The organism is Allobosea sp. RIT-PG3_2 (genome assembly GCF_057321085.1).
On sequence record NZ_JBXWCA010000003.1, the window covers coordinates 508,915 to 532,032 of the forward strand.

Below are 23,118 nucleotides of genomic sequence, written 5' to 3' on the forward strand. Positions count from 1 at the left end.
GGTTGTCATTGCATTGCAACAATGATATTGCAGTGCACAATATTGTAAGGCTTGGCTGCAAGACGACAGGAGGATCCCATGAACGGCAAATCACCCTACGAAGTGCCAACCGAGATGCGCGAGTTCGCGGAACGCAGCGTCGAGCAGGCCCGCAAGGCTTTCGACGGCTTCATCGGCGCGGCCCAAAAGGCTGTGGATAGCGCCCATGGCTCGGCCGAGAACGCCCGCGCCAACACTCACGACGCCACCCGCAAGGCGATCGCCTATGCTGAAGACAATGTCGCGGCGGCTTTCGACTTCGCCCAGAAGCTGGTGACGTCGAAAGACCTCACCGAGGTCATGCAGCATCAGTCGGATTTCCTGAAGTCCCAGATGGCGTCGTTCCAGACCCAGCTCAAGGATCTCGGGGCTGCCGCCCAGGACGCTGCGACGAAGGCTGCCGAGACCGTCAGCAAGGCCACCAAGGGCGGCCGCTGAGGCGCGTCTGCCGGCGCTGCTGCGCGCCGGCACGCATTCTGGCCGGGCCGAGCGCCCGGCCTCCGCTGTTTGCCGCTGAAGGAGAGCCGCCATGGTTAAGCCTGCTCCCACCAGGACCACGTCCAAGGTTCCGGTCAGCCTGCCTCCGGTGAGGGCGCTGTCGCCCGCGCCTGCCGAGAAGCAGGCCGACAAGCTGCCGTCGCCGAATCCGGATGCGCGTCCCGCCGCCAGCGATGCGGCGCCGCCTCGGCCTGCTCCCGCCAGCCCGGCCGTTTCGAAGCCGGCTTCTCCCGCGGACGCGGCCCCTGCGGCGGCTGCTCCCGTCGTCGTGGCTCCCCCGGCTGTCGCTCCCGCAGTGGCCGCGCCAAGTGCAGCCGCGCCAAGTGCAGCCGCTCCGGTTGCCGCGCAGAACAAGCCTTTGGCCGCAGTCTCACCGCCGGCAGCGCGAACCGAAGCGGTTGCTCCGGCCGAGGTCGCTCCGGTCAAGGAGGCCGTTACTCCGGTTAAGGCGGATCGGCCTGCCGTGACACCGGTCTCCGTCGCTGCCAAGAAGGCGGCGCCGGCCAAGAAAGCAGCTTCGGCCAAGATCCGCATCGAGAAGCCGGTCGCCAAGGTCGTTGCGCCGAAGATTGCTGCCAAGGCCGCTCCCGCTGCGCCGAAGGTGGCCCCGCAAGCTCCCGCGCCTCAGAAGGCCACTCCCAAAACCATCGCCAAGCCCGCCGCGCCGAAGGCGACATCAGCGCCGGCGAACGCCGCTGTGGCTGCACCTCCTGCCAGGACGATCCAGCCGGTCGCTGCACCCGCTCCTGCACCCGCCAAGCCGGTGCAGCCGGTATCGCTCGATTCGCTGCCTCTGCCGCGGCCGCCCGAGGCTGTCACCGTCGCGTCCGCGACCGTGATGAGCCAGGCGCTGACGATGGCACGGGCTTTCGGCGCCTTGCAGGCCCGCATGCTCGACCATGCCTGCGCGGAACTGGAAGCGACGTTGCACGACGCCCAGACGGTGGCGCGCAGCAACAGCGCGTCCGAAGCCATCACGCTTCAGGCCAAGGCGGTTCGCCGCAGCTACGAATCCTACGCGGACCACCTGAAGGAGCTTGCGCGCGTCGCCAATGCCGCCTTGCGCAAGGATTGATGGGCCACTGTGTACGGCGCACTCTCGGGCGCGCCGAAATTCGGCCGGCCGAATGCATTACGCGGTTGCAAAAGCAAAAACTCGGCACTAGGGTCCGCGCCGCTGGTGACCCCGCCGAGGCGGCTGGTTGCAAGGCCCAAGGTACGGGCAGCCATAGCTCAGTTGGTTAGAGCGCTAGATTGTGGATCTAGAGGTCCCCCGTTCAAGCCGGGGTGGCTGTACCATCTTTTCGACGAGAATCCTGAAGCGACCGTCGGCTGGCCAGGGCTCTCCGGTGCCTGTTCGGCTCCTCTTGAAGCAAGGCCTGCGGTTCGCCATATCCTTGCCGAGCGAAAGGGTTCGCCTTTCGCCCGCGGGGTGCTGCCGGCTGCGGGTCCCGATGATAGTGAGGCGCCTTTCGAGGGCCTGGATAGATGACGCGTACGCCTAGCCTGTCCCATCCGTTCCTGCTCGGCTTCGACGACATCGAGCGTGCGCTCGACCGTGTCGCCAAGGGCGCGAGCGAGGGTTATCCGCCCTACAACATCGAGCGGCTGCCCCGGACGGAGGACGAGCCCGATCGCCTGCGCATCACGCTGGCCGTTGCGGGCTTCTCGCGCGAGCAGCTCGAGATCACGCTGGAGGAGAACCAGCTCACGATCCGTGGCCGCCAGAGCGACGATAAGAATCGCCAGTTCCTGCACCGCGGGATCGCCGCCCGTCAGTTCCAGCGCAGCTTCCTGCTGGCCGACGGTATGCAGGTCCTTGGCGCGGATTTGTCGAACGGCCTGCTCGCGATCGATCTGGTCAGGCCGGAACCGGAACGGCTCATCCGGCGTATCGATATCATGAGCCGCGAGTAGAGGACGGAGTCCCGTCCAGCTTTTGAAGGATGCGTCAGCGGTTTTCGCATCTGTTCATAATTGAAGGCGCAGTATCAGAACCGCATTCGCACTGCTCTGAAGGAGGGCGCGATGAAACAGGACAGAATCCTTATCCAGGCCGACCCGCTGACCCCTGCGGAATTCGCCGCGCTCGGCGCCGGCGAAGTGGCATATGTCAAGCCGATGACCTCGGACGAGCTGATGCGGATCTTCCCGCAGGCGCCGAAGATCGAATCCGGCTTGCAGCTCTTCACACTGCTCTCGGCCGATGGCGCGCCGATCCTCGTGACGGATACGCGCGAGGCTGCGACGGCCAATGCCTGGGAGCACGACCTGAAGATGGTCAGCGTCCACTGACGCTGACCGCCCTTCCGGGCGTTCAGGGCGCGGTCGCCATTCCGGCGACTGCTGTTTGCAGCCGCACGATATCTTCCGGCGTGGACAGGCGGTGATCGCCGTCCTTGATCAGCGTCAGCACGACCGGATCGCCGCTCAGGTGCTCGACCAGCTTCAAGGCCTGGCGCCAGGGCACGTCGGGATCGCGCATGCCCTGCAGGATATGGACGGGGCAGCCGGCCCGGATTTCGCCGCCGAACATCAGGTGCTGCCGCCCGTCCTCGATCAGGGCGCGGGTGATCGGCGTCGGATCGGGTGAATATTCGGAAGGGCGCAGCCAGACGCCTTCGTCCAGGATCGCCCGGCGGATCGCGTCGGGCATCTGCGCCCACATCAGTTCCTCTGAGAAATCGACGGCCGGCGCGATCAGAACGAGGCCGGCCGGCTGGAGCGGGGACCCGAACAGGCGGCGCGCCGCGAGCAGCGCGATCCAGCCGCCCATCGATGATCCCACCAGGATCGGAGGCTGGCGGCACTGGCTTTCGATCGCAGCGAGCGCATCGGCCAGCCAGTGCGACAAGGTGAAGCCGGCGAAGTCGCCTTCGCTCTCGCCATGGCCGCCATAGTCGAAGCGCAGATAGGCGCGCCCGGTGTCATAGGCCCAGTCTGACAGGGCCTCGGCCTTGGTCGCGCGCATGTCGGAGCGGAAGCCGCCGAGCCAGACCACGGGCGCCCCGGTGCCCGGGTGAAAGAGATAGGCGAGGCGGCGCCGATCAGGGCCGTTTCCGACGTCGAGCCATTGCGGCGGCTGGCGCTCCAAGGCAAATCTCCTGTGACGAATCGCTTGGCCGCGGCGATTAAAGGCTGCGGTCGCGGCCGCATAGGGGCATATTCGCCCCCGTTGTCGAAAGTCCAGACCAAGAGCGCATGTCCTTCAAGCCGGGTGCCCATCTTTCGCTGCCGTCGACCGAAACGCATCCGCTGGCGGGGCGGACGATCCTGCAGATCATCCCCGAGCTGGAGGCAGGCGGAGCCGAGCGCACGGCGGTCGACATCGCCAAGGGGCTGACGGATGCCGGCGCCCGCGCTCTGGTCGCGACCGAGGGCGGGCGCCTCGTCGCTGAGCTTCAGGCCAAGGGGGGTGTCTGGCTGCCCTTCCCGGCGGCCTCGAAGAATCCGGTCGCGATGGCGCTCAACATCCGCAAGCTCGTTCTGCTCTGCCGGCAGGAGGGCGTGGAACTGATCCATGCCCGTTCGCGCGCGCCGGCCTGGGTCGCGCTCGGCGCGGCGAAGCTGCTGAAGCTGCCCTTCGTCACCACCTATCACGGCTCCTACAACAGCCGTTCGGCGGTGAAGACGCTCTATAATTCGGTGATGACGCGCGGCGACGTCGTCATTGCCAACTCCGGCTATACGGCCGAGCTGATCCTGTCGAAGCATCCCATGGCGCGCGAGCGGATCAGGGTCGTCAACCGCGGCACGAATTTCTCGGCCTTCGCGCCGGCTGCCGTCGGCGCCGAGCGGGTCCAGGCGCTGCGCAAGGCCTGGGGCGTCGAGCCGCATCAGCGCATCGTCCTGCTGCCCGGCCGGCTGACCGGCTGGAAGGGCCAGCGTGTGCTGATCGAGGCTGCGCGGCTGATGCGCGATGGCGGCGACGGCGAGACCGCCTTCATCCTCGCCGGCGATGCGCAGGGGCGGGACGGCTACGTGAAGGAACTCGACGGGCTCATCGCCAAGGCGGGGCTGGAGGGCCGTGTCCGGCGCGTCGGCCATTGCACGGACATGCCCGCCGCGATGCTGTCGGCAGCGGTCGTCGCCGTGCCGTCGACGGAGCCCGAAGCCTTCGGTCGCGTCGCCGTCGAGGCGCAGGCGATGGGTACGCCCGTCGTGGTCTCCGATCTCGGCGCCGTACCGGAAACGGTGCTCGCCCCGCCGCAGGTCGCGCCGGGAGAGCGCACCGGCTGGCATATCCCGCCGGGCGATCCGGCCGCTTTGGCGGCTGGGTTGAGCGAGGCGTTGGCGCTGCGTCCGTCCGCTCGCGATGCCCTGGCGAGGCGGGCGCGCGAACATGTCGAGAAGCATTTTTCGCTCGAGTCGATGGTGACGGAAACCCTCGATGTCTACTGCGCGTTGCTGGAACGCTGAGGCGCCACGGCCCAGGTGAATGGCTGCCGCAGCGGCGTCATGCATTGACAACGCGCATCTTTGTGCAATGTGTCTCAGTCAACGGCGCGATACGCGCCAAATGCAGGAGAATACCCCATTCGTCGCCCTTACCGTGCTGCCCCGACCCCGACCAAGGAAGGTCCCCGTTCGAACCGTGATATTCGCGGAGTTCGCGAGGTTCAGCTCATCGACGACACAGGCGCCAACCGTGGCGTGGTGTCGTTCTTCGAGGCGCTGAAGATCGCCGAGGATGCCGGTCTCGACCTCGTCGAGATCGCCCCGAACTCCGTACCGCCCGTCTGCAAGATTCTCGATTACGGCCGTTTCCGCTTCCTGGAGCAGAAGAAGGCGGCAGAGGCGCGCAAGAAGCAGCGCACCATCGAGATCAAGGAGATCAAGCTGCGTCCCGGCATCGACAAGCACGATTACGACGTGAAGATGAAGGCGATGCACGGCTTCTTCGAGGAGGGCGACAAGGTGAAGGTCACCCTGCGCTTCCGCGGCCGCGAGATGGCTCACCAGGATCTCGGCGTGAAGGTGCTGGAGCGCGTCAAGGTCGATACGGCCGAGTTCGCCAAGGTCGAAAGCGACTGGCAGCTGGAAGGCCGCCAGATGGTGATGGTCCTGGCGCCGCGCTGAGGCGCCCGTCTGTCCAGCGATCTCGTTCAAGGCAGATCGAGAAGGGGCGCCTCCGGGCGCCCTTTCTCATTTCGGCCGGTGCAACAAGCCGTCGAGCATCGCGTTGAAGGCGTCGGTCGCCGCCTGTAGGGCGGCTTCCGGTTGCGGGGCATGCGCGATCCATTGGGCCGCATGCTGGGTGGCGCCGACGATCAGCCGCGCCACGGCTTCCGGGTCGAGCGGCGCCAGCGCGCCGTCCGCGACGAGTTCGCCGAGGCCCCGGGTCATCATGCGGATACAGTCGTTCTGGATCGGCCAGTTCCAGGGGTCGCCGAGCACGGCAGGCCCGTCGCGCAGGACGATGCGCTGGATCTCTGGCTCCAGCGCCATCGCGAGATAGGCGGCGCATTCGTCGCGGAACCCGGTCCAGCGATCCTCCGCCTTGGCCGCGACGGCGCGCAGCCGCACAGTCATTTCCGCGTCGATCTGGTCCAGAACCGCCGCAAAAAGTCCCTTCTTGTCGCCGAAATGGTGATAGAGCGCGCCGCGGGTCAGCCCGGCTGACGCGGTCAGGTCGTCCATCGACGCTGCCGCATAGCCGACCGTGCCGAACGCCTCGCGCGCCGCCGAAATCAGGCTGGCGCGGGTTTCCGCGATCATGTCGGCGCGAAGCCTGCGAGCCATCATAACCCTTTCACATACGGTTCGTATGTTAATTGACATGCGCAGCGTATGCAATTACCCATTCGCATACGCGGCGTATGTCCGCTCTTCCTTCGGGACAAGCCTGTCATGCCCAATCCCTATCGCGAGATTTTCCGCGCGCCAGGCGCGCTCGCCTTTTCGTCCGCCGGCTTCGTCGCGCGCCTGCCTGCCTCGATGGTCGGGCTCGGCATCGTCACCATGCTGTCGGAACGGCGCGGGGAATACGCCATCGCCGGTGCGGTCGCCGCGACCTTCGCGCTCGCCAGCGCGCTGATCACGCCGCAGGTCTCGCGCCTCGTCGATCGCTACGGCCAGCGCCGCGTGCTGATGCCGGCCACAGTGGCGGCAGCCCTGGCGCTGAGCGCGTTGATGCTGTCGACATGGGCGGGCGCTCCCAGCTGGCTGCTCTTCGTCTTCGCGCTGCTCTCCGGCCTGATGCCGAGCATCGGCGCGATGGTGAGGGCACGCTGGACCGAGTTCTACCGCGATACGCCGCAATTGCGCACGGCCTTCGCCTTCGAATCGGTGGTCGACGAGATCATCTTCATGGTCGGGCCGATCGTCGCGATCGGGCTGAGCGTCAGCCTGTTTCCCGAAGCCGGGCCGCTGGCCGCGCTGCTGTTCTTGGTCGTCGGCGTGCCGCTGCTCTGTGTCCAGCGGCGCACCGAGCCGCCCGTCCGTGCATATGCCGCGGATGCCGATGTCTCGGTCATCCGGCTTGGCGGCGTGCAGGTCGTCGTGCTCGCCATGATCGCGGTCGGTGCCATCTTCGGCACTGCCGAGATCACCGCCGTCGCCTTCGCGGAAGCGCAGGGCCAGAAGGCAATGGCGAGCGTCGTGCTTGCCATCTACGCGGCGGGCTCGCTGATCGTCGGCCTCGTCTTCGGTACGCTCAAGCTCAAGGCCACGCTCGCCACGCAGTTCCTCGCCGCGATCACGCTCGCGGCCCTGACGACGCTGCCCTTGCTGGCGGTCGAGGGGCTGGTGTCGCTGGCGCTGGTCTTCTTCCTGGCCGGGGCGGCGGTTTCGCCGACGATCATCATCGCCATGGGGCTGATCGAGCGCCTGGTCTCGCCGCGCCAGCTCACCGAGGGCATGACATGGGGCATCACCGGCATCGGCATCGGCATGGCCTTCGGCGCCTCGGCGGCCGGCGCGCTGATCGATGCCTTCGGCGCCCGCAGCGGCTTCTGGATCTCGGTCGCCGCCGGTGTCGCGGCGCTGCTCGTCACGCTCATCGGCTACAGCCGGCTGCTCGGGGAACGCAAGGAGGCCGTGGTCTGCAAAGCAGCCTGAGCCGCTTCGAACCAAAAGGGCCGCCCCTTCGGAAGGGGCGGCCCGTTCTTCTCATCGCTACCTCGGCGAAGCCGTCAACCTCAGCGAATTGGCGGGGCGTACTGCAGCCCGCCCTGGGTCCAGAGCTTGTTGGCGCCGCGCGGCAGCGGGTTGCGCGTGTTCGGCCCGAAATGCCGATCGAAGCTCTCGCCGTAGTTGCCGACAGCTTTGACGACCCGCACGACCCAGTCGTTGCTAAGGCCGAGCGCCTCGCCGAATTTGCCTTCGCTGCCGAGCATGCGGCGGATTTCGGGATTCTGCGAAGTCTTCGCCATCTCCTCGACATTGGCCTGCGTCACGCCGAACTCCTCGGCATTGATCAGCGCGAAGACCGTCCAGCGCACGATGTCGAACCAGGCCGGATCGTTCTTGCGAACCCAGGGGCCGAGCGGCTCCTTGGAAATGACCTGCTGCAGGAGTACATGCTCCTCCGGGTCCTTCAGCCTGCCGCGCGTGCCGGCAAGCGACGAGAGGTCGGTGGTGTAGGCATCGCAGCGGCCCGCCTCATAGGCCTGCACGGTGTCGTCAAGGGTGGCGAAGGCGACGGTCTCGAATTTGATGCCGTTGGTGCGGCCATAGTCGGCGAGGTTGAGCTCGGTCGTCGTGCCCTGCGCCACGCAGACCGAGGCGCCGTTCAGGTCCTTGACGTCTTTCACATTGAGCTTCTTGCGGACGATGAAGCCCTGGCCGTCGTAGTAGTTGACCGCCGTGAAGGTCAGGCCCTGGCCGATGTCGCGGCCGAGCGTCCAGGTCGTGGTGCGGGCGAGCACGTCGATCTCGCCGCTCTGGAGCGCGACGAGCCGGTTCTTGCTCGACAGCGACAGATAGCTCGCCTTTTTCGGGTCGTTGAAGATCGCCGCCGCCAGGGCGCGGCAGACGTCGGTGTCGAAGCCCTGCCAGATGCCGTTGCCATCCTGCAGCGAGAAGCCGGGCACGCCTTCGCTGGTGCCGCAGATGATGTTGCCGCGGGCTTTGATCTTGTCGAGCGTGGATTGGGCAAGCGCAGGGGCCGAGGCGGCAGCCGTAAAGGCCAGGCCGGCGGCGAGGCTAAGCAGAAACTTCTTCACAGAGGGATTCTCCAGATGCGGAACGTGACGGATGACCTTACGTCGTGACAACCGTTTGAAGGAAGAGCGCAGATACCGAGCGTTTTTCTCGGCGGCCTCTCGCCGCGTTGCCGGCTTCGCACTTGCCAGAGCGGCGCTTTTCTGCGATAGGGCCGGCCTTCGATCGCCCGGCTGATAAGGGCTGCCGTGGCGGTCGTGCTTTGCTTCCTGAAAGCAAGACATTGGCAACGCGTTCAAAAAACGCGCGGCCACGACCATTGAGGAGCTGAAATGCCCAAGATCAAGACGAAGTCGAGCGCTAAAAAGCGCTTCAAGATCACCGGTACCGGCAAGGTGCTCTACGCCCAGGCCGGCAAGCGTCACGGGATGATCAAGCGGACCAACAAGCAGATCCGCAACCACCGCGGCACGACGACCCTCTTCGAGGGCGATGCGGCCAACGTGAAGAAGTACTTCCTCCCCAACGGCTGACGCCACCTGACACACCGGAGATCATGACATGGCTCGCGTGAAACGGGGCGTGACTGCCCACGCCAAGCACAAGAAGACACTGAAGGCCGCCAAGGGCTTCTATGGCCGCCGCAAGAATACGATCCGCGCCGCCAAGGCGGCCGTCGATCGCTCGATGCAGTACGCCTATCGCGACCGCAAGAACAAGAAGCGCTCGTTCCGCGCGCTCTGGATCCAGCGCCTCAACGCTGCGGTGCGCGAGCACGGCCTGACCTATTCGGTCTTCATCGGCGGCCTGATCAAGGCCGGCATCGAGCTCGACCGCAAGACCCTGTCGGCCATGGCGATCGACGACGTGGCCTCGTTCACGGCCGTGGTCGAGACCGTCAAGGGCGCGCTCGGCACCGAAGCCAAGGCCGCCTGAGCGGACTGGTATCGCTGAATTGGAAAAGGCCGGCGGTGACGCCGGCCTTTTTCGTTGGTTGTTGCCTCAAGGTTCTCGTCGTTACTCAGGCGGGTCTGAAGCCTCATTCAGCATAACCGCGCCAACATTGAAAATGTCAGAGACAGGAAAGTCGGCGTAGATCTTGGCTGCCGCAGCCACATGGTTGGGCACGTGGATCAAGAAAGCCAGCAGCATCTCGCTGATCGCTTCTGGATCGTGGCCGTCGGGATTCTCACAGAACTCCATGTAACGGCGCAGATCGTCGAGCCAGTCGGTCATATGAAAAGCGACGTCACGTGCCTCCTCGGACGATAGCTCCATGGCTTCCACTGCTGCACGTTCGATCTGCGCTCGCATCTTTGTGGCATCGAACATTTTCCGCCTCTTCATGTCTGTACGCTGCCATTCGTCGCCGGATTCCAGCTCTCTCCTGCACCCTCGACGATGCGCTCATAGGCCTGGTCGGGCGTATCTGCATATCTGAACAGCTTCAGATCCTCCGGGCGGATGAAACCGGCCGCTTCCATCCGATCGAGGTTGAGCAGGCCCTGCCAGTAGCCGGAATCGTAGAGCACGATCGGCACCGGCCCCATCTTGCCCGTCTGCACCAGCGTGATGATCTCGAACAGCTCGTCGAGCGTGCCGAAGCCGCCGGGGAAGACCACGAGTGCCGCAGCGCGCATGGCGAGATGCATCTTGCGCATCGCGAAATAGTGGAAGCGGAAGGTCAGGTCGGGCGTTGACCAGGCATTCGGCTCCTGTTCGTGGGGCAGGGTGATGTTGAAGCCGATCGAGATCGCGCCGGCCTCGGTCGCGCCGCGATTGGCCGCTTCCATGATGCCCGGCCCGCCGCCGGTGGCGATGACATGGTGGCGCCCGGCCTCGCCGTCGCGCAGCGCGCCGCCGCGTTCGGAGGCGATGCGGCCGAACTGCCGGGCGGCTTCGTACCAGGGATTGCCCTCGCGCACCCGCGCCGAGCCGAAGACCACGATCGTCGAGACGACGCCGCGCGCCCGCAGATGGTTCTCCGCCTTCTGATATTCCAGCATGAAGCGTACGCCGCGGGTCGAATCGCCGAGGATGAAATCGGGGTCGCGGGCTGCGAGCCGATAGGAGGGCGATTCCTTCTGGGCGGTGTTGTCGGGCAAGGCATCCTCCTGCATCGGCATCGACGAAGCTGAACCGGTTCGGCAAAGCGTCGCTTCGCTCTGGCATAAGCCGGCTGTTCCCGCTAGAACGCGCCCGTTCCCACGCCTTCAACGCTTGCGACCCATTCAATGACCGATATCGCCACCCTGGAACGCGACGTCCTCGCCGCGATCGACACCGCCTCCGACGAAACGGCCGTCGAGGATGTGCGCATCGCCGCGCTCGGCAAGTCCGGCTCGATCTCGGCGCTGCTGAAGACGCTGGGCTCGATGACGCCCGACGAGCGCAAGGAGAAGGGCCCGCTGATCAACGGCCTGCGCGACCGCGTGCAGGGCGCGATCGCGGCCCGCAAGGAAGCGCTCGGCGAGGCGGCGCTGGAGACGAGGCTCGCCTCCGAGCGCGTCGACGTGTCGCTGCCGGTTCAGGATGGCCCGGAGGCGCGGGGCCGCATCCACCCGATCAGCCAGGTCATCGACGAGATCACCGCGATCTTCGGCGATATGGGCTTCGCCATTGCTGAGGGACCGGATGTCGAGACCGACGACCTCAACTTCACCAAGCTGAACTTCCCGGTCGGCCATCCCGCCCGCGAGATGCACGACACCTTCTTCTTCGCGCCGGATGCCAATGGCGAGCGCAAGCTGCTGAGGACACACACCTCGCCGGTGCAGGTGCGCACCATGCTGGTGCAGGAGCCGCCGATCCGCGTGATCTGCCCGGGCCGGACCTACCGCAACGATTCCGACCAGACCCACACCCCGATGTTCCATCAGGTCGAGGGCCTCGTTATCGACAAATCGGCCCATCTAGGCCACCTGAAGTGGATCCTGGAGGAGTTCTGCAAGTCCTTCTTCGAGATCGACGACGTGAAGATGCGCTTCCGCCCGTCCTTCTTCCCCTTCACCGAGCCTTCGATGGAGGTCGACATCCAGTGCTCGCGCAAGGGCGGCGAGATCCGCTTCGGCGAGGGCGAGGACTGGCTGGAGATTCTCGGCTGCGGCATGGTCCATCCGAACGTGCTGCGCAATTGCGGGCTCGACCCGGAAGTCTATCAGGGCTTCGCCTGGGGTATGGGCATCGACCGCATCGCCATGCTGAAATACGGCATGCCGGACCTGCGCCCCTTCTTCGAGGCTGACGTGCGCTGGCTCGCCCATTACGGCTTCCGCCCGCTCGACCTGCCGACGCTGACGGGCGGCCTTTCTTCATGATGCAGCGGACCGGCCAGGGGAGGGCGCGATGACGCCTGCGGGCTGGGCGGCGCTGTTTGCCGGGCTGCTTAGCGCGACGAACCTGGCGAGCCAGGCCATCGCGCTCCGGCGGCTGCGCCGGCCTTTGCAGCGCTCGGTCCTGCTCGACACCTTGCCGCCGGTCACCATCGTCAGGCCGGTACGCGGCATCGAGGCCTTCAGCCGCGAGACGGCGATCTCCGGGCTTGAGCTCGACTATCCCAGCTACAGCACGATCTTCTGCGTCGCCGATGCGCAGGACCCGATCGTTCCGCTGATCGAGGAATTGATCGGCATCTACGGCGCCGACAAGGTCAGGCTGATCATCGGCGACGTCGCGGTCAGCGCCAATCCAAAGCTGAACAATTGCGTGCGCGGCTGGGAGGAGGCGACGACCGACTGGGTCATCCTCGCCGATTCCAACGTGCTGATGCCGAAGGATTACCTCCAGCGGATGCTCGCCGCCTGGCAGCCTGCTACCGGGCTCGTCTGCTCGACGCCGGCCGGCTCCCGGCCGCAGAGCTTCGGCGCCGAGGTCGAATGCGCCTTCCTCAACGCCTTCCAGGCGCGCTGGCAATATGTCGGCGAAGCCTTGGGGCTGGGCTTCGCGCAGGGCAAGTCGATGCTCTGGAACAAGCCCTTCCTCGAGGCGCTGGGCGGTATCGCCGCGCTCGGCGCCGAGATTGCCGAGGATGCCGCCGCGACCAAGCTCGTGCGTGGCGCCGGCAAGCATGTCCATCTCGTCGGCCAGCCCTTCGAGCAGCCGCTCGGCCCGCGCCGCCTGGCGGATGCGGTGCAGCGCCAGTTCCGCTGGGCGCGGCTGCGGCGCGTGACCTTCCTGCCGTTCTTCATGCTGGAGCTCATCTCCGCGCCGCTCCTGCCGGCCGTGCTGGCGGCCTTCGGCGCCCCGGCGCTGGGCTTGCCGTTCTGGCTGGGGCCGCTTCTGGTGCTGCTGCTCTGGTATGTCGGCGACATCGTGCTGTCCGCCAGCGTCGGCTGGTTTGTGAACTGGCGTACGCCGCTCGCGATGCTGGTGCGAGACATCGCCTTCCCCGGTGTCTGGGCCTATGCCTTCGTCGGCGGGGAAGTGAGTTGGCGTGGCAACGCCATGAAGATCCGCACTGACGGCGCCAACGAGCTGAACGACACGACGCCGACGCTTTCGACGGCGAACTCGAAGATTTCCGACTGATCTGGCAAGCTATTGATCTGACAACGCGATGAAATTCACGATTTCCTGGCTCAAAGAGCACCTCGACACCGACGCCTCCGTCGCCGAGATCGCCGAAACCTTGACCCGCATCGGCCTCGAGGTCGAGGCGATCGAGGATCGCGCCGCCGCGTTCTCCGCCTTCACCATCGCCTATGTCATCGAGGCGAAGCAGCATCCCAACGCCGACCGGCTGCGCGTCTGCCTGGTCGATACCGGCGCGGGCGAGCCCGTGCAGGTGGTCTGCGGCGCGCCCAATGCCCGCACCGGGATGAAGGGCGTGTTCTCGCCGCCGGGCAGCTACATCCCCGGCAAGAAGATCACCCTTGGCAAGGGCGTGATCCGCGGCGTCGAATCGAACGGCATGCTGGTCTCCGAGGCCGAGCTCGAACTCTCCGACGACCATGACGGCATCATCGATCTGCCTGACGATGCGCCGGTCGGCCAGCCCTACGCGACCTATGCCGGGCTCGACGACGCCGTGATCGAGATCGCGGTGACCCCGAACCGGGCCGATGCGCTCGGCGTCGCCGGCATCGCGCGCGACCTCGCCGCTGCCGGCCTCGGCAAGCTCAAGACGCCGTCGGTACCGCCGGTACGCGGCAGCTTCCCATGCCCGGTCAAGGTTACGCTCGACTTCGCCGACGAGGACCGCAAGCTCTGCCCGGCTTTCGCGCTGCGTCTCGTGCGTGGCGTGAAGAACGGCCCGTCGCCCGACTGGCTGCAGGCGCGGCTGCGCGCCGTGGGCCTGCGCCCGATCAACGCGCTGGTCGACATCACCAACTTCATGACGCTCGACCGCAACCGCCCGCTGCACGTCTTCGACGCCGCCAAGGTGCAGGGCAACCTCACCGTGCGCCGCGCCAAGGCAGGCGAGACCATCCTCGCCCTCGACGGCAAGACCTATACGCTCACCGACGAGCAGGTCGTGATCGCCGATGAGCACGGCGTCGAGTCGCTCGCGGGTATCATGGGCGGCGAAGCCTCCGGCAGCAGCGAAACGACCACCGACGTGCTGATCGAGAGCGCGCTCTGGGACCCGCTCAACATCGCTCGCTCGGGCCGCGCACTCGGCATCAACTCGGATGCGCGCTATCGCTTCGAGCGCGGCGTCGATCCCGATTTCGCCCGGCTTGGCCTCGACCTCGCCACGGCGATGGTCATCGATCTCTGCGGCGGCGAAGCCTCCGAGATGGAGTTCGCCGGCGAATTGCCTGACAGCCCCGGCGCGATCGACTTCCCCTGGTCGGAGGTCAAGCGCCTCACCGGGCTGGACCTGCCGCAGGCGGAGATGAAGCTCGCGCTGACCTCGCTCGGCTTCCACGTCTCGGGCGCGGGTGACCGGGTCAAGGTCGCGCCGCCGTCCTGGCGCGCCGATGTCGGCGGCAAGGCGGATCTGGTCGAGGAGATCGTCCGCATCGCCGGCCTGGATCGTGTCGCCTCGACGCCGCTGCCGCGCATCAAGGGCGAGGTGGTCAAGCCGATGCTGACCGTGCTGCAGAAGCGCACCCGCATCGCCAAGCGTACGCTCGCGGCGCGCGGCCTCGTCGAGGCCGTGACCTGGTCCTTCATCTCGCAGGATCAGGCCAAGCTCTTCGGCGGCGGCTCGCCCAAGCTCGCGCTCGCCAATCCGATCGCCGCCGATCTCTCCGACATGCGCCCCTCGTTGCTGCCGGGCCTGATCCGGGCTGCGCAGACCAACGCCGATCGCGGCTTCCCCGATGTCGCGCTGTTCGAGGTCGGCCAGGTCTTCAAGAGCGACGAGCCGGAAGGCCAGCTCATCGCCGCCACGGGCCTGCGTCGCGGCACGGCCCGCCTCGAAGGCGTCGGTCGCCATTGGGATGGCGGCGCCAAGCCGGTCGATGCCTTCGATGCCAAGGCCGATGTGCTCGGCCTGCTGGCCGGGCTCGGCGTGCCGACCGGTGGCCTGCAGATCGTTGCGGGCGGCCCGGTCTGGGCCCATCCCGGCCGCTCGGCCACGCTGCAGTTCGGCCCCAAAGGCATCGTCGGTGCCTTCGGCGAAATCCACCCGCGCATCCTCAAGGCGCTCGACGTCAAGGGGCCGCTCGTCGCCTTCGAGATCCATCTCGATGCGCTGCCGCTGCCGAAGTCCAAGCCGACCAAGGTCAAGCCGAAGCTAGCCCTCTCCGACTTCCAGCCGGTGACGCGCGACTTCGCCTTCATCGTCGACAAGGCGGTGGCGGCCGGAGATATGGCGAAGACCGCCCAGGGCGCCGATCGCGGGCTCATTGCCAATGTCGGCGTCTTCGACCTCTACGAGGGCGCGGGCGTTGAGGCCGGCAAGAAGTCGGTCGCGCTCGCCGTGACGCTGCAGCCGACCGAGAAGACGCTGACCGAAGCCGAGATCGAGGCCGTCGGCACCAGGATCGTCGCCGAGATGGGCAAGCGCTACGGCGCGACCCTGCGCGGGTAACGCCGCCATCCAACGCGCGGCATGCTCGGGCTCGACCCGAGCAGCGCGTGCAGGGCGAGGCTTTCTCGCCCTCTTTTGGCAGGAGATTCTCGGGTCACCGCTTCGCGGCGCCCGAGAATGACGTCCGGGCGCCCGCCAAGCTCCCACCATTGATCAGGATTGTGTAATAATCCGTGCGCGAAATCCCTGAGCTTTCAGGGTATCGGCTGGCGTATTCTTGCATTGCCGTGGTCCGATGAGCCTCACCAAACGTCCTGTAACGGACAATCTCTTCCCCGGTTTTCGCCTGCTCGACGTTCAGACGTCGGGCGCGCGCATCCGCGTGCGGACCGGTGGGGAGGGGCCGCCGCTCCTGCTGCTGCACGGCTATCCGCAGACGCACGCACTCTGGCACAAGGTCGCTTCGCGGCTGAAGGACAGCTTCACCCTCGTCTGCGCCGATCTGCGCGGCTATGGCGACAGCGACAAGCTTGCGACGGACGCCGAGCATTCCCCCTATTCGAAGCGCGCCATGGCGCAGGACATGGCCGAGGTGATGACCGCGCTCGGCCACGAACGCTTCTTCGTCGGTGCGCATGATCGCGGTGCCCGCGTCACCCATCGCTTGGCGCTCGACCATGCCGACCGCGTCATCCGCCTTGCCACGCTCGACATCGCGCCGACGCGCGAGATGTACGCCAACACCACCGACGCCTTCGCCCGCGCCTATTGGCACTGGTTTTTCCTGATCCAGCCGGCGCCCTTCCCGGAGCGCATGATCGGTGCCGATCCGGAGGCCTATTGGCGCAAGAAATGCGGGTCCGGCTCGGCCGGGATGAGGCCTTTCGCACCTGAGGCGCTCGCCCATTACCTCCGCTGTTTCGCCGACCCCGCGGCGATCCACGGCAGCTGCGAGGACTATCGCGCCGCAGCGACCATCGACATTCGCCACGATGATGAGGATGGCGGGCGCAAGCTGACCCAGCCGCTGCTTGCGCTTTGGGGCGCGAACGGCATCATCGGAAGATGTTTCGACCCGCTGGCCTTGTGGCGTGAGCGTGCGCAGGATGTGCGCGGCCATGCCCTGCCGGGCGGGCATTATCTTGCGGAGGAGGTCCCTGATCTCGTCGCCGCGGAGTTCAGGGCGTTCTTCGGAGAAACCGCATGACCGGGACCAATCGCGTTTACCGTATCGCCGTCATCCCCGGTGACGGCATCGGCAAGGAAGTCATGCCCGAGGGCCTGCGCGTGCTGGAGGCGGCGTCGAAGAAGTTCGGCTTCGAGCTTCGCCTGGACGAGTTCGATTTCTCCTCCTGCGACTACTACGCCAAGCACGGCAAGATGCTGCCTGATGATTGGAAGGAAAAGATCGGCGGCCACGATGCGATCTATTTCGGCGCCGTCGGCATGCCCCAGCAGGTGCCGGACCACATCTCGCTCTGGGGCTCGCTGCTGCTGTTCCGGCGCGAATTCGACCAATATGTCAACCTGCGCCCCGTGCGGCTGATGCCGGGCGTGCCCGGCCCGCTCGTGGGCCGCAAGCCGGGAGACATCGACTTCTTCGTCGTCCGCGAGAACACCGAGGGCGAGTACTCCTCGGTCGGCGGGCGCATGTATGCCGGCACCGAGCGCGAGATCGTCATCCAGGAGACGGTGATGAGCCGCGTCGGCGTCGACCGCGTGCTGAAATACGCCTTCGAGCTCGCCCAGCGCCGCCCGCGCAAGAAGCTGACTTCCGCCACCAAGTCCAACGGCATCTCGATCACGATGCCCTACTGGGACGAGCGGGTGAAGGAGATGGCGAAGAACTATCCCGGCGTCGCCGTCGACCAGTATCATATCGATATCCTGACCGCGCATTTCGTTCTGAACCCGGACCGCTTCGACGTTGTCGTCGCGTCCAATCTCTTCGGCGACATCCTCTCCGATCTCGGCCCGGCCTGCACCGGTACGATAGGCATCGCTCCCTCCGGCAACATCAACCCGACCGGCGATCATCCCTCGCTGTTCGAGCCGGTCCACGGTTCGGCGCCGGATATCGCCGGGCAGGGCATCGCCAATCCCGTCGGCATGATCTGGTCGGGCGCGATGATGCTCGATCATCTCGGCGAGCACGAAGCCGCGAAGGGCATCGAGGCCGCGATCGAGCGTGCGCTCGGCGACGCTGGCACCCGCACGCGGGATCTCGGCGGCTCGCTCGGCACGCAGGCGGCCGGCAAGGCGGTCGAGCAGGCGCTTTAAGACGGCCCGCCGGTCGTCGCAAAGGATTTGAACGCAGGGATTTGAAGATATGGATTTGTCGTCGATATCGATTGTCGATCCCCTGATCTGGGGCAAGCTGGCCGAGATCATCCTCCTCAACATCGTGCTCTCAGGCGACAACGCCGTCGTCATCGCGCTGGCCTGCCGCGCGCTGGCGCCTGCGCAGCGGACCAAGGGCATCGCGCTCGGCGCCGGTGTCGCAGTGGTGCTGCGGGTGGTCTTCACGGTGCTGATCGCGTCGCTGCTCAACACGCCGTTCCTGCGCATCATAGGTGCGGTTCTGCTCGTCTGGATCGCGGTGAAGCTGATCGTTGAGGACGAGGGCCAGGACGAGGATTCGATCACCGCCAGCAGCAAGCTCTGGAAAGCGGTGCAGACCGTCGCGATAGCCGACATCGTGATGAGCCTCGACAACGTGCTGGCCATCGCCGCCGTGGCGAAGGACTCGATCCCGCTCCTCATCGCCGGCCTGATCATCTCGATCCCGCTGATCGTGCTCGGCGCTTCGCTGATCACCAATCTGCTGACGCGCTTCCCGATCCTGGTCTGGGCCGGTGCGGCGCTGCTGGGCTGGGTCGCCGGCGAGATGTTCGAGAGCGATCCCTGGCTGATCGCCCGCTTCGGCGAGGAACTGCTGCACAAGCTGGAATACCCGGCCGCGATCCTGGGCGCGCTGCTCGTGCTCGGTCTCGGCTATCTCATCAAATCGCGCCGGCCCGACCCGGCTCACTGACAAGAAAGGGGCAGACCTTCGATGGATTTTTCGTCCTCCACCTTCTGGATATCGCTGCTGCAGATCATCTGGATCGATCTGCTGCTCTCCGGCGATAATGCGATCGTCATCGCGCTCGCCTGCCGCTCGCTGCCGGAGAACCGCAAGAAGATCGGCATCTGGCTCGGTGCCGGCGCAGCCGTCGGCCTGCGCATCGTCTTCGCGCTGGTCGTCACCTATCTGCTCGCGGTGCCGTATCTGAAGGTGGTCGGCGGTGTCCTGCTGTTCTGGATCGCGATCAAGCTCGCGGTGGGCGAGGAGGAATCCCACGGCAACATCGAGGCGAGCGAGAGCCTCTGGAAGGCGGTGCGTACCATCGCCATCGCTGACGCCGTGATGAGCCTCGACAACGTCATCGCCATCGCGGCGGCCTCGCGCGGCCATCCCGAGCTCTTCATCTTCGGCCTGCTGCTCTCGATCCCCCTGATCATCATGGGCGCGCAGCTCCTGACCTCGATCATCGAGCGCTTCCCGATCCTGATCTGGCTCGGCGCCGCGCTGCTAGGCTGGATCGCGGCCGAGATGATCCTCGGCGACATCGCGGTGCTGCGCTGGCTGCAGGCGAACTGGCCGGACTGGGTCATGACGATCCCGGTCGAGGTCAATCCGCTCGGCATCGGCCCGGCGAAAATACCGCAATATGCGGCGGCGGTTATCGGTGCGCTCTTCGTCTGCGTCCTCGGCTATGTGCTGAAGCGCAAGCCGGCCGACCAGCCGGGCTGATCCCCGGCGTCAATCGAGAACGATCACCGCGGCGGCCAGGATGTCCTGGCCGCCGTTTTTCATGGTGCGGAGATACCCCGTCATGTCGGTGGGTCGCAGTGGATCCGCCACGCAAAAGTGCGTGTCTGATAACAGCCCGACCGCAAAGCTCTCCGGAGCCCGTCCGAAACCGGTGCCGAGCGCCTTCACATAGGCCTCCTTCGCCGCCCAGAGGCGGGCGAAGGCGAGGGCGCGGGCATCAGGCGCGATCGCATCCAGAGCTTCGCGTTCGGCGGGATGCAGCACATCGAGCGGCGGCAGGGCTTGTGTCTCGACCCGTTCGACATCGACGCCGACCGGCTGCGAGGCCAGGGCCACCGCGACCACGCCCGCCCGCGTCGCGAGCGAAAGCTGCAAACCCCTGTCTCCGGGCTGGACGAGCAGCGGCTGGCCTGCCGGATCGTGCGCGATCACGACCTGCTCGTCCGTGCAGCCAAGCTGGCGGGCGAGCAGGCGCCGCGCGACGCCGCGCCTCAGCGCCGAGCGCTCGCCGAGATCGCGCGGGCTCGTCCCGGTCGGGATCAGCCAGACGGCCGGTAGGGCCGGGGCCACGCTGTCGCTGGAATCGAGCCAGAGCATGGCGCGGACTCTAGAGATGCTGCCGCGTACTGTCGCGTTCTGCGCGCAATTCATGCAGCTGCGCCTTTGGTGCGCGTTGACGCGCGCGCGGGCTTTCCGCTTCTGGAACGCGATGTCGCCCGATCCGAACACATTGCCGACCACCGAAAAGCGAGCGCCGGTTACGGGCGCCGGCATGCTGCTGGGTGTGCGCAAGGTCTCTGTGCTGATGCCGGGCGTCATCGTCTTCGCGGTCGCCTTCGGCGCTGCGGCCTCGGCAAAAGGGCTGTCCTTTCTCGAAACCATGCTGATGAGCGCCCTCGTCTACGGTGGCGTGTCGCAACTCGTGGCGATGGAAATCTGGCGGCCTGAATGGAGCTGGGGCGCCATCGCTGGCCTCGCCGTCGTCACGGCGACGGTCAATGCGCGCATGGTCCTGCAGGGCGCCGCGCTCCAGCCCTGGTTCGCGCAGTATCCCAAGACGCTCAACGCCTTCCATCTCTTCTTCTTCACCGACGCCAACTGGCTGATCGGCACACGTTACCAGGCCGAGGGCGGGCGCGATCTCGGCGTGCTTGTCGGAGCGGGCATAGCGCTTTGGGCGGTCTGGGTCATCGCGACGGGCGGCGGCTACATGCTCGGCGCGCTGGTGTCGGATCCGCGCCGCTATGGCATCGACCTCGTGATGCCGATCTTCTTCGCCGCGATGATCGTGCCGCTCTGGCGCGGTCGGCGCGGCGCGGTGCCCTGGGTTGTCGCCGGGCTCGTCGCGCTGGTGACGGCCAAGCTCGTCGATGGCTATGCCTTCATCATCGTCGGCTCGCTCGCCGGCGCCGTGACGGGAGCGTTCCGCGATGACGCTGCCTGATCCCGGCACCTGGGGCGCGATCCTCGCCATCGGCGCGATGACGCTGGCGACCTATCTCTGCCGCGTCGCCGGCGTGGCGCTGATGAGCGTCATCCCGCTGACGCCGCATGTCCGGCGCGGGCTCGCCGCGCTGCCGGGCTCGATAGTGGTCGCGACCGTCCTGCCACTGATCGAGCGATTGGGCTGGACTGCGGCGCTGGCCCTGCTGGTCGCCATCGGCACCATGATCCTGCGGCGCAGCGAGCTGCTGGCGCTGCTGACCGGCATGGCCGCGATCTCCGCCCTGCGCGCGCTCGGCTTCTGACCCATCACCTGTTCCGATTGCTTCCATCACATCCCGTCATCGCGATATGCGTTGGCATGTGTTGACGGCGGACGGTGGGGGGAGGACGGTGCGGCACGGTAAAACTGACTAAAATGGAGCGCCGTCATGGCATGGTATTCTCAGACGTGGACGTGGTTCGATGGCGCCTGGCACGAGGGCAACCCTGGCATCGTCGGTCCGCGCAGCCATGTGCTGTGGCAGAGCTCCTCGGTCTTCGACGGCGGCCGCTATTTCGATGGCGTGGCACCTGACATCGATCTGCACGCTGCCCGCGTGAACCGTTCGGCGCTGGCGCTGGGCCTCGAGCCCACCGTCACCCCTGAGTTCATCGTCGAGAAGATGTATGAGGGCGCCAAGAAATTCGCGCCCGGCACGGCGCTCTACGTCAAGCCGATGTACTGGGCCGAGGCCGACGGCCCGTCGACCATCATGCCCGATCCCGGCTCGACCCAGTTCGCGCTCTGCCTGTTCGAGGCGGCGATGCCGCAGCCGACCGCCGGCTTCTCGGTGACCAAGGGCATCTATCGCCGCCCGAGCTACGAGACCGCCCCGACCGATTCCAAGGCGGGTTGCCTCTACCCGAACAATGCCCGCGTGCTGAAGGCGGCGAAGGCCGCCGGTTTCGACAACGCGCTGGTGCTCGACATGCTCGGCCATGTCGCGGAGACCGCCACCTCCAACATCTTCCTCGCCAAGGACGGCGTCGTGAAGACCCCGGTCCCGAACGGCACCTTCCTGAACGGCATCACCCGCCAGCGCGTCATCAGGCTGATGCGCGAGAGCGGCGTGGTCGTCGAGGAATGCAGCCTGCGCTACGAGGATTTCGAGCAGGCCGACGAGATCTTCATGTCCGGCAACTACTCGAAGTGCATGCCGGTGACGCGCATCGACAACCGCACGCTCCAGCCCGGCCCGCTCTTCCGCCGCGCCCGCGAACTCTACATGGACTTCGCCCACAGCAAGGCCAAGGCTGCCTGAGCCCGGCCTCCTGACATGGCGCGTCTCGCCACGCGGCTGACCGAGCGGCTTGGCATCGCCCACCCGATCCTGTCGGCGCCGATGGCGCTGGCAGGCGGCGGGGTGCTCGCCGCCGCCGTCACCCGGGCGGGCGGCCTCGGCCTGATCGGCGGGGGCTACGGCGACGGCGCCTGGATCGAGCAGCAATTCACCGCTGCCGGCAACACTCAGGTCGGCTGCGGCTTCATCACCTGGTCGATGGCAGGGAAGCCCGAACTTCTGACCCAGGCGCTGGCCCACAAGCCGGCCGCGCTGATGCTCTCCTTCGGCGATCCCACCCCCTTCGCCGCCGAGATCGCGGCCGCCGGCGTGCCGCTGATCTGCCAGTGCCAGTCGATCGCACATGTCCGGCAGGCGCTCGATGCCGGTGCCGCGATCATCGTCGCACAGGGCGCCGAGGCCGGCGGCCATGGCCATCGCCGCGCGACGCTGCCCTTCGTGCCGGAGGCGGCCGACCTTATCGCTCGCGAAAGTCCCGATACGCTGCTGCTCGCAGCCGGTGGCATCGCCGACGGGCGCGGGCTCGCTGCAGCGCTGATGCTCGGCGCCGATGGTGTGCTCGTCGGTACGCGCTTCTGGGCAAGCCGCGAGGCGCTGGTGCATGAGCGCCATCATGCGGTGGCCGTAGCCGCAAGCGGCGACGAGACCATACGTTCCGCATTGCCCGATATCGCCCGCCAGCTCGACTGGCCGAAGCCTTTCGACATTCGCGTCAGCGACAACGCCTTCATCGCGAAATGGGCTGGCCGTGATGCCGAACTGAAAGCCGCCATCGAGACGGAAGCTCCGGCCTATCGCGAGGCCTTCATGGCCGGCGATCCCGAGAAGGCGGCCGTCATCTTCGGCGAGTCGGCGGGGCTGATCGCCGATATCCCCACCGCCAGCGAGATCGTCGAGCGCATGGTGGCGCAGGCTGCGGCGCTGCTCGGTCGCGCCGATCGCCTCCTCGCCTGAGC

At 66.6% G+C, this 23,118-nt stretch carries 26 protein-coding genes and 1 tRNA gene; 21 read left to right on the plus strand and 6 right to left on the minus strand.

The window, feature by feature from the left end; all coding sequences use genetic code 11:
* The first annotated feature begins 78 nt into the window (after positions 1–78).
* From AC2FAN_RS12715 to AC2FAN_RS12735, 5 genes are all read left to right on the plus strand, one after another.
* The gene (locus AC2FAN_RS12715) at positions 79–477 is read left to right on the plus strand and encodes a phasin (RefSeq protein WP_265052272.1); all 399 of its coding nucleotides are present in this window, start codon (positions 79–81) and stop codon (positions 475–477) included.
* Between the two features lie 91 nt (positions 478–568).
* On the plus strand, positions 569–1,612 hold the full coding sequence (locus AC2FAN_RS12720; RefSeq protein WP_485174397.1) for a phasin family protein: 1,044 nt from the start codon (positions 569–571) through the stop codon (positions 1,610–1,612).
* 147 nt (positions 1,613–1,759) lie between these two features.
* Positions 1,760–1,836 (plus strand) — tRNA-His (locus AC2FAN_RS12725).
* Between the two features lie 189 nt (positions 1,837–2,025).
* On the plus strand, positions 2,026–2,454 hold the full coding sequence (locus tag AC2FAN_RS12730) for an Hsp20 family protein (RefSeq protein WP_265052274.1): 429 nt from the start codon (positions 2,026–2,028) through the stop codon (positions 2,452–2,454).
* Between the two features lie 111 nt (positions 2,455–2,565).
* A complete protein-coding gene (locus tag AC2FAN_RS12735) occupies positions 2,566–2,832 on the plus strand; it encodes a BQ00720 family protein (RefSeq protein ID WP_265052275.1) in 267 nt (88 codons plus the stop codon).
* A gap of 22 nt (positions 2,833–2,854) precedes the next feature.
* Here the strand turns inward: AC2FAN_RS12735 and AC2FAN_RS12740 are convergent, their stop codons facing one another.
* On the minus strand, positions 2,855–3,631 hold the full coding sequence (locus AC2FAN_RS12740; RefSeq protein WP_476805066.1) for an alpha/beta hydrolase: 777 nt from the start codon (positions 3,629–3,631) through the stop codon (positions 2,855–2,857).
* Positions 3,632–3,738: 107 nt separating this feature from the next.
* On the opposite strand from AC2FAN_RS12740, the gene AC2FAN_RS12745 reads away from it, so the two are divergent.
* Both AC2FAN_RS12745 and infC read left to right on the plus strand, forming a co-directional pair.
* Positions 3,739–4,956 carry a glycosyltransferase family 4 protein gene (locus tag AC2FAN_RS12745; protein WP_485174399.1) on the plus strand — a complete coding sequence of 406 codons (1,218 nt, stop codon included), beginning with the start codon at positions 3,739–3,741 and terminating at the stop codon, positions 4,954–4,956.
* A 117-nt stretch (positions 4,957–5,073) separates the two neighbouring features.
* A complete protein-coding gene (gene infC / locus AC2FAN_RS12750; protein WP_265055037.1) occupies positions 5,074–5,616 on the plus strand; it encodes a translation initiation factor IF-3 in 543 nt (180 codons plus the stop codon).
* A 66-nt stretch (positions 5,617–5,682) separates the two neighbouring features.
* Here infC and AC2FAN_RS12755 read toward each other — a convergent pair whose 3' ends face one another.
* On the minus strand, positions 5,683–6,279 hold the full coding sequence (locus AC2FAN_RS12755) for a TetR/AcrR family transcriptional regulator (RefSeq protein WP_265052278.1): 597 nt from the start codon (positions 6,277–6,279) through the stop codon (positions 5,683–5,685).
* 108 nt (positions 6,280–6,387) lie between these two features.
* On the opposite strand from AC2FAN_RS12755, the gene AC2FAN_RS12760 reads away from it, so the two are divergent.
* A complete protein-coding gene (locus tag AC2FAN_RS12760; RefSeq protein ID WP_485174401.1) occupies positions 6,388–7,596 on the plus strand; it encodes an MFS transporter in 1,209 nt (402 codons plus the stop codon).
* 80 nt (positions 7,597–7,676) lie between these two features.
* Here AC2FAN_RS12760 and AC2FAN_RS12765 read toward each other — a convergent pair whose 3' ends face one another.
* Positions 7,677–8,702 (minus strand): amino acid ABC transporter substrate-binding protein, encoded by a 1,026-nt coding sequence (locus AC2FAN_RS12765; protein WP_485174403.1) that lies wholly within the window; start codon positions 8,700–8,702, stop codon positions 7,677–7,679.
* A gap of 270 nt (positions 8,703–8,972) precedes the next feature.
* Here AC2FAN_RS12765 and rpmI point away from each other — a divergent pair, with 270 nt between their 5' ends.
* Both rpmI and rplT read left to right on the plus strand, forming a co-directional pair.
* Positions 8,973–9,173, plus strand: coding sequence for a 50S ribosomal protein L35 (gene rpmI, locus AC2FAN_RS12770; RefSeq protein WP_131860007.1), 201 nt, complete (start codon positions 8,973–8,975; stop codon positions 9,171–9,173).
* A gap of 28 nt (positions 9,174–9,201) precedes the next feature.
* On the plus strand, positions 9,202–9,576 hold the full coding sequence (gene rplT / locus AC2FAN_RS12775; protein WP_476805070.1) for a 50S ribosomal protein L20: 375 nt from the start codon (positions 9,202–9,204) through the stop codon (positions 9,574–9,576).
* 81 nt (positions 9,577–9,657) lie between these two features.
* Here the strand turns inward: rplT and AC2FAN_RS12780 are convergent, their stop codons facing one another.
* Together AC2FAN_RS12780 and AC2FAN_RS12785 are read right to left on the minus strand one after the other, a co-directional pair.
* The gene (locus tag AC2FAN_RS12780; protein ID WP_485174406.1) at positions 9,658–9,972 is read right to left on the minus strand and encodes a hypothetical protein; all 315 of its coding nucleotides are present in this window, start codon (positions 9,970–9,972) and stop codon (positions 9,658–9,660) included.
* Positions 9,973–9,983: 11 nt separating this feature from the next.
* A complete protein-coding gene (locus AC2FAN_RS12785) occupies positions 9,984–10,760 on the minus strand; it encodes an LOG family protein (RefSeq protein ID WP_485174584.1) in 777 nt (258 codons plus the stop codon).
* 114 nt (positions 10,761–10,874) lie between these two features.
* On the opposite strand from AC2FAN_RS12785, the gene pheS reads away from it, so the two are divergent.
* From pheS to AC2FAN_RS12820, 7 genes are all read left to right on the plus strand, one after another.
* Positions 10,875–11,957 carry a phenylalanine--tRNA ligase subunit alpha gene (pheS, locus tag AC2FAN_RS12790; protein WP_485174408.1) on the plus strand — a complete coding sequence of 361 codons (1,083 nt, stop codon included), beginning with the start codon at positions 10,875–10,877 and terminating at the stop codon, positions 11,955–11,957.
* A 28-nt stretch (positions 11,958–11,985) separates the two neighbouring features.
* Positions 11,986–13,167: a ceramide glucosyltransferase gene (locus AC2FAN_RS12795; protein ID WP_485174410.1), complete on the plus strand. Its 1,182-nt coding sequence runs from the start codon at positions 11,986–11,988 to the stop codon at positions 13,165–13,167.
* A gap of 28 nt (positions 13,168–13,195) precedes the next feature.
* The gene (gene pheT, locus AC2FAN_RS12800; protein ID WP_485174412.1) at positions 13,196–15,619 is read left to right on the plus strand and encodes a phenylalanine--tRNA ligase subunit beta; all 2,424 of its coding nucleotides are present in this window, start codon (positions 13,196–13,198) and stop codon (positions 15,617–15,619) included.
* A gap of 235 nt (positions 15,620–15,854) precedes the next feature.
* A complete protein-coding gene (locus tag AC2FAN_RS12805; RefSeq protein ID WP_485174414.1) occupies positions 15,855–16,766 on the plus strand; it encodes an alpha/beta fold hydrolase in 912 nt (303 codons plus the stop codon).
* Positions 16,763–17,839, plus strand: coding sequence for a tartrate dehydrogenase (locus tag AC2FAN_RS12810; RefSeq protein WP_265052286.1), 1,077 nt, complete (start codon positions 16,763–16,765; stop codon positions 17,837–17,839). The genes AC2FAN_RS12805 and AC2FAN_RS12810 overlap by 4 nt, the downstream gene beginning before the upstream one ends.
* Positions 17,840–17,888: 49 nt before the next feature.
* Complete coding sequence (locus tag AC2FAN_RS12815; protein WP_265052287.1) at positions 17,889–18,593, plus strand: TerC family protein; 705 nt, start codon at positions 17,889–17,891, stop codon at positions 18,591–18,593.
* 21 nt (positions 18,594–18,614) lie between these two features.
* Positions 18,615–19,355: a TerC family protein gene (locus AC2FAN_RS12820; RefSeq protein WP_485174417.1), complete on the plus strand. Its 741-nt coding sequence runs from the start codon at positions 18,615–18,617 to the stop codon at positions 19,353–19,355.
* A 9-nt stretch (positions 19,356–19,364) separates the two neighbouring features.
* Here AC2FAN_RS12820 and AC2FAN_RS12825 read toward each other — a convergent pair whose 3' ends face one another.
* Positions 19,365–20,195, minus strand: a complete 831-nt coding sequence (locus AC2FAN_RS12825) for a 4'-phosphopantetheinyl transferase family protein (protein WP_485174419.1) — start codon at positions 20,193–20,195, stop codon at positions 19,365–19,367.
* Here AC2FAN_RS12825 and AC2FAN_RS12830 point away from each other — a divergent pair.
* The 4 genes from AC2FAN_RS12830 (at position 20,149) to AC2FAN_RS12845 (ending at position 23,116) form a co-directional block, all read left to right on the plus strand.
* A complete protein-coding gene (locus AC2FAN_RS12830; protein WP_485174421.1) occupies positions 20,149–20,820 on the plus strand; it encodes an AzlC family ABC transporter permease in 672 nt (223 codons plus the stop codon). The genes AC2FAN_RS12825 and AC2FAN_RS12830 overlap by 47 nt on opposite strands.
* Entirely contained in the window at positions 20,807–21,124 is a 318-nt protein-coding gene (locus tag AC2FAN_RS12835; protein WP_485174423.1) for an AzlD family protein, read from the plus strand. Before AC2FAN_RS12830 ends, AC2FAN_RS12835 begins: the two co-directional genes overlap by 14 nt.
* A 126-nt stretch (positions 21,125–21,250) precedes the next feature.
* Positions 21,251–22,123, plus strand: a complete 873-nt coding sequence (locus tag AC2FAN_RS12840; RefSeq protein WP_485174425.1) for a branched-chain amino acid aminotransferase — start codon at positions 21,251–21,253, stop codon at positions 22,121–22,123.
* Between the two features lie 15 nt (positions 22,124–22,138).
* Positions 22,139–23,116, plus strand: coding sequence for an NAD(P)H-dependent flavin oxidoreductase (locus AC2FAN_RS12845; RefSeq protein ID WP_485174427.1), 978 nt, complete (start codon positions 22,139–22,141; stop codon positions 23,114–23,116).
* Positions 23,117–23,118: the final 2 nt, after the last annotated feature.